The 5,528-nt window shown below is 37.4% G+C and carries 10 protein-coding genes; 8 read left to right on the top strand and 2 right to left on the bottom strand.

The annotated features are described in order from the left end of the window. Positions 1-37 precede the first annotated feature (37 nt). Genes P8M52_RS02945 through P8M52_RS02910 form a run of 8 tightly spaced genes read left to right on the top strand, consistent with a single transcriptional unit; the run spans position 38 to position 4,341 of the window. The gene (locus P8M52_RS02945) at positions 38-145 is read left to right on the top strand and encodes a hypothetical protein (RefSeq protein WP_300307075.1); all 108 of its coding nucleotides are present in this window, start codon (positions 38-40) and stop codon (positions 143-145) included. Then, positions 138-851 (top strand): carboxy-S-adenosyl-L-methionine synthase CmoA, encoded by a 714-nt coding sequence (gene cmoA, locus P8M52_RS02940; protein ID WP_300307072.1) that lies wholly within the window; start codon positions 138-140, stop codon positions 849-851. Before P8M52_RS02945 ends, cmoA begins: the two co-directional genes overlap by 8 nt. Positions 852-859: 8 nt before the next feature. Further along, a complete protein-coding gene (locus tag P8M52_RS02935) occupies positions 860-1,447 on the top strand; it encodes an aminodeoxychorismate/anthranilate synthase component II (protein WP_300307069.1) in 588 nt (195 codons plus the stop codon). A gap of 2 nt (positions 1,448-1,449) precedes the next feature. Then, a complete protein-coding gene (locus P8M52_RS02930) occupies positions 1,450-1,869 on the top strand; it encodes a rhodanese-like domain-containing protein (RefSeq protein ID WP_300307066.1) in 420 nt (139 codons plus the stop codon). 19 nt (positions 1,870-1,888) lie between these two features. Then, positions 1,889-2,140: a glutaredoxin domain-containing protein gene (locus P8M52_RS02925; protein WP_300307063.1), complete on the top strand. Its 252-nt coding sequence runs from the start codon at positions 1,889-1,891 to the stop codon at positions 2,138-2,140. After that, on the top strand, positions 2,140-3,117 hold the full coding sequence (locus P8M52_RS02920) for an NAD(P)H-dependent glycerol-3-phosphate dehydrogenase (RefSeq protein ID WP_300307060.1): 978 nt from the start codon (positions 2,140-2,142) through the stop codon (positions 3,115-3,117). The genes P8M52_RS02925 and P8M52_RS02920 overlap by 1 nt, the downstream gene beginning before the upstream one ends. Continuing rightward, positions 3,114-3,638 carry a histidine phosphatase family protein gene (locus P8M52_RS02915; protein WP_300307057.1) on the top strand — a complete coding sequence of 175 codons (525 nt, stop codon included), beginning with the start codon at positions 3,114-3,116 and terminating at the stop codon, positions 3,636-3,638. Before P8M52_RS02920 ends, P8M52_RS02915 begins: the two co-directional genes overlap by 4 nt. Beyond that, positions 3,619-4,341, top strand: a complete 723-nt coding sequence (locus P8M52_RS02910) for a glucosaminidase domain-containing protein (protein ID WP_300307055.1) — start codon at positions 3,619-3,621, stop codon at positions 4,339-4,341. The genes P8M52_RS02915 and P8M52_RS02910 overlap by 20 nt, the downstream gene beginning before the upstream one ends. Positions 4,342-4,392: 51 nt before the next feature. On the opposite strand, the gene rpsI is transcribed toward P8M52_RS02910, so the two are convergent. Then, positions 4,393-4,788, bottom strand: a complete 396-nt coding sequence (rpsI, locus tag P8M52_RS02905) for a 30S ribosomal protein S9 (protein WP_300307052.1) — start codon at positions 4,786-4,788, stop codon at positions 4,393-4,395. Positions 4,789-4,802: 14 nt separating this feature from the next. After that, positions 4,803-5,231 (bottom strand): 50S ribosomal protein L13, encoded by a 429-nt coding sequence (gene rplM / locus P8M52_RS02900; RefSeq protein ID WP_300307050.1) that lies wholly within the window; start codon positions 5,229-5,231, stop codon positions 4,803-4,805. Positions 5,232-5,528 lie beyond the last annotated feature (297 nt).

The raw sequence follows: 5,528 nt of genomic DNA, 5'->3' as shown, positions 1-5,528 counted from the left end.
AATCTTATTTAATGATACTAACATCCAGCGTGGTCAGATGCAGATTGCAAAAACTAATGATCTTTGGGGTAGGCGATCAACCTTTACTATTGGCAACACCAAACTTCTTGTGAGTGAATTTTTTACGGAAGACTTATATGCGTGATGAAATTTTTAGTCAGCGAAATGACTTAGTTGATTTCACTTTTGACGCTCAAGTTGCCGATGTATTTGATGATATGGTGAGGCGTAGCGTCCCTGGTTATCAATCAATGATTGAAATGATTGGCCTATGTGTAAAAACATACGGTCAGAATAATACTAATTATTACGACTTAGGTGCCTCCACAGGGGCGACATCACTTGCGCTTGGGATTAACAATCCTCATGCCAATAATCAGATTATTGCGGTAGACAATTCACCCAGTATGGCGGAAAAATGTAAGCATAATTTAGATGAAAAGTTAGATAATGCTAAGATTATTTGCGCCGATATAGGTGCTATTGAGTTAGATAACGCTTCAATTGTCGTATTAAATCTAACCCTGCAATTTATTGCACCTGAAGAAAGGCAATCCTTAATTAATAAAATTTATCAAGGTCTAAATAAAGGTGGTGCATTAATTGTTTCCGAAAAAATTCATTTTAATAATAAGTCAAAACAACAGTTGATGACAGATTTACACTTAGATTTTAAGCGTGCCAATGGTTATAGTGAGCTAGAAATAGCAGCTAAACGCCAATCCATAGAAAATGTTTTAATTACAGATGACAAAGATACTCACTTTCAACGCTTTAGTAAAGCAGGATTTGACATTAGCACTTGTCATTTTCAGTGTCTTAACTTTGCATCCTTTTTAGCGGTAAAATAGCTTTTATTATGTTATTAATGATAGACAATTACGATTCATTTACCTACAACCTAGTGCAGTATTTTGGCGAGCTAGGACAAGAGGTTGAGGTACATCGTAATGATGAAATTAGCCTGCAAGAAATTGAGGCGCTAAACCCAGAGTATTTCGTTATTTCACCAGGACCATGCACACCCAACGAAGCAGGCATTTCTCTTGAAGCAATCAAACACTTTAGTGGCAAAATACCCATGATGGGTGTTTGCTTAGGGTTTCAGGCTATGGTGCAAGCTTTTGGTGGTGACGTAATCGGCGCTAAGCAAATCATGCATGGTAAAGTCTCTAAAGTACATCATACCAATAAGGCCATGTTTGACAGCCTAAAAAATCCATTAAACGCAACTCGATACCACTCCCTAGTTGCTGATCAATTAACCCTACCAGATTGCTTTGAAATTACCGCTTGGACTGAAGACGATGCAGACAATATTGATGAAATTATGGGCATTCGTCATAAAGATCTCGCATTAGAAGGCGTACAATTTCATCCAGAATCTATTTTGACTGAACAAGGTCATGAAATGCTAAACAACTTTTTACAAGGAAAAACACTATAACCATGGAAATTATTGATTTTTTATTTGCTGACGAACAGCTATTCACAACTATTACTCTGCTAGTGTTGATTGCCCTACTAATCGGCAATATCGTTACAGATAAATTGAAAAAATATGAAGATGTAGATACAACTGCTGCTACGGAACTGATGGATGATGATAACTTAATTGTTCTAGATGTCAGAGAAAAGAAGGAGTTAAAATCTGGCTATATCAAAGGCTCTACACACATTCCATTATCAGATGTGAAAAATAAATTAGACAAACTGGATAAAGATAAATCCATTTTGGTTTATTGTCGTAGTGGTTCACGCTCTGCTCACATTGCTGGCGTACTTACTCGTAATGAATACGAAAACGTATACAATCTTAAAGGTGGTATTCAGGCTTGGAAAAGAGCCAAACTACCTGTTAAAACCTAATTCTTTAAGGTAATTAAAAATGAAAAAAAATAAAATTTACTGTACTGATAGCTGTCCTTTTTGTCAACGTGCTTATCAGCTACTTGAAAGACGCGGCATCCCTTTTAAAAAACATTATGTCAAAGATTCTAATGATTGGGATGAAGTTAAAGAGTTAACTGGAAGAAATACTGTGCCACAAGTGTTTATCAATGGTGTGCATATTGGTGGGTTTGATGACCTCAGTGCTGCTGACCAATCAGGTAGATTGGACAAAATACTGGCTCAGTAATGAGTAATAATCTTAGTATCATTGGCGCAGGTGCTTGGGGTAGTGCTCTATCAATTGCCCTGTCTGAAAACTTTGATACTATTTATCTGCACACTCACACAGCAGAAGAGGTGCAAACACTAAAAAAACAACATCCGGCCTTATCAGTTAAATATGCTGATAACGTCAAGTTAACGTTTGATTTGTCATTAATCAAAGAATCTAGAAGTGTTTTGATTGCGGTGCCTAGTTATGGATTTTCTTTAACCCTTAAGAATATCAAGCCACTTTTAGCCAAAGAGCAGGCTATTGCTTGGGTGACTAAAGGGTTTGACACCAGTCACCAGGGGTTTTTACATGAAAGCTTTGAATCAATCTTACACGAGCATTCAAGTTGCGCTATTTCTGGACCTAGTTTTGCCTTTGAAGTTGCAGCGCACAAGCCAACTGCAGTAACTGTGGCGTCAAAAGATAAGGGTACTCGAGATTATTGGGCCAAGATCCTTCATACACAAACCTTACGCGCTTACACCAACGAAGATATTATTGGTGTCGAAGTTGGGGGATCAGTCAAGAATATTCTTGCCATTGCTGCAGGAATCGCATCTGGCCTAGGTTATGGTGCTAATACACAAGCCGCCCTCATAACACGAGGTCTAGCCGAAATGATCAGGCTTGGAATAAGCTTAGGCGCACAAGAAAAAACCTTTAACGGCTTATCAGGTTTAGGCGATCTAGTTTTGACCTGTTCAGATGATTTATCTAGAAATCGACGATTCGGCAAAGCCTTAGCAGACAATCAAGATGTTAAACAGGCATTAAATAGTGTTGGTGCAACCGTTGAAGGTCTTAACACTCTAGAACTGATTCTTTCCATCGCAAAAAAATGTCAAGTGGAAATGCCTATCTGTGAACAAGTTTTTCAGGTAACCGAAGGTAATATTAGCCCAACCCAAGCTGTTAACCATTTAATGTCACGTGATCAGATTGATGAATGAAGCTTAGTCTTCTACGTCATGGTGAGCCAGTTGGCGGTCGTATTTATCGTGGCAATCAAGATGACCCACTAACACCTAAAGGCTGGCAGCAAATGCTTGATTCTACAGAAGGCCAAATGTGGGACTTGATTACTAGTTCACCATTATTACGCTGTCAAGCCTTTGCGCAACATCTTCAGACTCAACAACACTCTCAATTAGAGCTACTTAAAGATTTTACCGAGCTTGGGTTTGGCGATTGGCAAGGGTTGAGCGCATCAGCAATCGGACAAGAGCGTGTTAATGCCTTTAAGCGCAATCCCATTGACAATCAGCCACCGAATGCTGAAAATTTATACGACTTTCAGCATCGCGTACTCACTGCGTTTAATGATGTTATGACTAAGAAATCTAATGCGACACTTATTGTGGCACATGCCGGCGTCATTCGCGTAATTAAGTCACATCTACTCAATCTACCGATTGAAAAAATGTATACAATTGAAGTTATGAGTGCTTCTTGTGAAAATTTTGAAATTTAAACCTTTATTCCTAGCAACAATACTTGCTTCTAGCACACTACAGGCAAATGAATTTTGGGGTCTTGAATCCTGGATGAATTCGTTAGAAACGCCTGATTTTGATCAAATAACCAATGTTGATGAGCGCAAACAAGCTTTTTTTCAATATCTGCTGCCTGCAATTAACAAGCAAAATACAAAAATTGTTCAATTAAGGAATGATATTAAAACCGGTAATATCAATCAAGTGAGATTGAAAAAAATCTATCAATACTATCGAGCAAAAGAAGGAGACATAAATACACTCCTTACTCGCGTTGATGTAATACCCGCTTCTCTTATTTTAGCTCAAGGCGCTTATGAGTCCAACTGGGGTAGGTCGCGTTTTGCCAAATACTATCATAATTTTTTTGGCCTTTGGTGCTTCAAAAAAGGCTGTGGGATTGTGCCCTTACAACGCAGTAAAACTGACACACATGAGGTGGCTAAGTTTTCATCCCTTGACAAAAGTATAGAATACTACATGCGCTCAATTAATCGAAATTCTGCTTATAAAACTTTAAGAAAAATACGCCAAATTAAACGTGATCAACAGTTACCTATTACTGGCATTGCCTTAGCAGAAGGTTTAGAAAACTATGCTGAAATTGGCTATGAATACGTAGAAACTGTGCAGTCTATTATTCGTTACAATAAGTTAGAACGATATGATTACAAATCTTAAGCAATAAAAAACCCGCAAATAGCGGGTTTTTTATTAGCTTGCGTAAAAGATTTAACGCTTAGAGAACTGCTCGCTCTTACGTGCCTTCTTACGTCCAACTTTCTTACGCTCTACAACTCTTGCATCACGAGTAACAAAACCGGCTTTACGTAAATCACCACGTAGCTCATTATCGTATTCCATCAATGCACGGGTAACGCCCAAACGAATTGCACCCGCTTGACCTGTATCACCGCCACCTTTAACCGTAATGTTGAAATCAAACTTATCTCTCATTTCAACAGTGTCTAATGGTTGGTTAATAATCATTGAAGAAGTTTCACGACCAAAATATTCATCCATTGGACGTTTGTTTACCGTAAATAAGCCATTACCCTTAGTCATGTATACACGAGCTACTGATGTCTTTCTTCTACCTGTTGCGTAAAATGTTTCTGTCTTTGCCATAATAATTTCTTACCTTAAATATCTAAAATTTGCGGTTGTTGTGCACCATGTGTGTGCTCAGAACCTGCAAATACTTTCATCTTTCTAAACATATCTCTGCCTAGAGGGCCTTTTGGCAACATGCCTTTAACAGCCTTGTTGATAATTTCTTCTGGTTTTTTAGCTTGTAAATCTTTAAATGCAATTGACTTTAAATTACCTACATAACCAGTATGATGGTGGTACATTTTATCATCAAACTTTCTACCAGTTACTGTAACCTTTTCAGCATTGATAATTACAATGTAGTCGCCAGTATCTGTATGTGGTGTGTACTCAGCCTTATGCTTGCCACGAAGGCGAGATGCAACTTCTGTTGCCAAACGACCTAGTGTCTTACCATCGGCATCTACTAATAACCAATCTCTTTTTACTTCGTGTGCTTTAGCGCTAAATGTTTTCATAATAATTCGCGTATATTTTCAATCAGAATAATCGGACTATTATAATCACTTTTAAGTCAGAATGTTGGCTTATCGACTAATATTATTGTTAATCAATATAGTCTTTATTTTTTCAACCCCGGCCACTATCATTAAAAGCTTTAGAATAGAATTTTGTATTACAGATAGGTGTTAAAAAATATCGCAACAATTAATAGAAATTAAGTTGTTGAAAGTTCTTTAAAAGGTTCATTAGTTATGAAATATAGACAAAGTTAAAGGTTATTATATAACCACCTTTAAAATTTTAGTTAAAAA

The organism is Candidatus Thioglobus sp. (assembly GCF_029243085.1).
Taxonomy (GTDB): domain Bacteria; phylum Pseudomonadota; class Gammaproteobacteria; order PS1; family Pseudothioglobaceae; genus Thioglobus_A.
Note: the sequence above shows the minus strand (reverse complement) of the source record. Positions and strands in the feature narration are given on the sequence as shown.